The organism is Polynucleobacter sp. 35-46-11, assembly GCF_002281105.1.
Genome location: NZ_NCFJ01000521.1, coordinates 1 through 1,729, shown reverse-complemented (window position 1 = coordinate 1,729; position 1,729 = coordinate 1). Strand labels below are relative to the sequence as shown.

The following is a 1,729-nucleotide window of genomic DNA, read 5'->3' as shown; positions in this document are numbered from 1 at the left end:
TTTTGTGATTCTATAACCGCTACCGCGGACAGTCTCAATCAGGCGGTCACAGTCTGCGGGGGATAAGGCTGCTCTGAGCCTTTTGATATGAACATCCACCGTACGCTCTTCAATATAGACCTCATTACCCCAGACTTTATCGAGCAAGTTCTCACGAGAATGGACTCTTTCAGGGTTTGTCATCATAAATTGCAACAATCGGAACTCTGTGGGTCCTAAAGACAAAGTCTGCGGCTCACCATTTGCCCAGACTGCGCTAACACGATGTGAAACTGGATCTAGCCTCAACGGGCCAACAGTCAAGGGGCCATCCGCCTCCAGCGGAATCTGACGGCGCAATAATGCCTTTACACGGGCCACTAACTCCTTAGGCGAAAAAGGCTTGGTAACGTAGTCATCCGCCCCTGAATCCAGACCCATTACCTTGTCAGTCTCTTCGCTCTTAGCGGTGAGCATCAGGATTGGCAAAGATCTTGTTCGTTCATTTGCCCTGAGCTCTCGGGCAAACTGAACGCCAGATTTACCTGGCAACATCCAGTCCAAAATCAACAGATTAGGAAGTTCATCGCGCATCATATTGAAAGCAATGTCAGTTTGAAGCGCTTTTTGTACCTCAAAGCCAGCATGGCTTAAATTAATTGCAATGAGCTCAGCAATAGAAGGCTCATCTTCAACAATCAATATCCGGTGAGTCATAGCAAATTCCGTTTTAGGATGAAAAGTTACGGTTTATTCGCCTCGCGAACCAAGTCTTCATGCGGGATATGACGCACATCTGAGCCTTTGGCAATATAGATCACAAACTCTGCAATATTTTTAGCATGATCACCAATACGCTCAATCGCTTTTGCAATGGTCAGCATATCTAAGCCGGTAGAAATCGTATGAGGATCTTCCATCATGTAAGTGATTAACTTACGAACAAAGCCTTTGAACTCTTCATCAATCTGCCGATCTTCCTGCACTACTTCAGCCGCTGCAACAGTATCTAAGCGAGCAAATGCGTCTAAGCTACGACGCAATAATGAAATAGCCATCTGACCTGATAAACGAATTTCTGCAACATTAATATTGTGAGCGGCACCAGATTCAATCAATCGCTTTGTTCTTTTAGCAACACGCTCCGCTTCATCGCCAGCGCGCTCTAAATTGGTAATCGCTTTTGACACTGCCATGACCAAACGCAAATCTCGAGCAGTAGGCTGACGACGCGCAATCAATTCAGTACAAGCCATATCGATCTGGATTTCGAGATCATTTACGATCTTTTCGTTAGCGATCACAACATTGCAAGTGTCAATATCCATCTGCGTAAAGGCACGCATGGCAGAAGAAATTTGGGATTCAACTAGTCCACCCATCTCGAGCAATCTACTCGAGAGAGAATTTAAATCCGCATCAAACTGTGAGGAAAGGTGTTTATCTGGCATATTCATCTCCAATTAACCGAATCGTCCGGTTATGTAATCTTCTGTTTCTTTACGCTTAGGCTTAATAAAGATTTCATCGGTTTTACCGTACTCAATCAAGCTACCCAGGTACATATAGGCAGTGTAGTCTGATACACGGGCTGCTTGCTGCATATTGTGGGTCACAATCGCAATCGTGTACTCATGCTTCAGCTCATTAATGAGCTCTTCAATTTTTCCAGTGGAAATCGGGTCTAAGGCTGAAGTTGGTTCATCCAACAGAATCACGGAAGGCTTTACCGCAACCCCGCGAGCAATAC

The 1,729-nt window shown here is 45.2% G+C and carries 3 protein-coding genes; all 3 read right to left on the bottom strand.

From position 1 onward, the window contains the following. Positions 1-696, bottom strand: a 696-nt coding sequence (gene phoB / locus B7Y67_RS17140; protein WP_293599665.1) for a phosphate regulon transcriptional regulator PhoB, incomplete at its 3' end; no start/stop codon positions are given. Between the two features lie 26 nt (positions 697-722). Then, the gene (gene phoU / locus B7Y67_RS17135) at positions 723-1,430 is read right to left on the bottom strand and encodes a phosphate signaling complex protein PhoU (protein ID WP_215365942.1); all 708 of its coding nucleotides are present in this window, start codon (positions 1,428-1,430) and stop codon (positions 723-725) included. 12 nt (positions 1,431-1,442) lie between these two features. Then, the coding region (locus tag B7Y67_RS17130) for a phosphate ABC transporter ATP-binding protein (RefSeq protein WP_367227303.1) at positions 1,443-1,729 on the bottom strand (287 nt) is incomplete at its 5' end.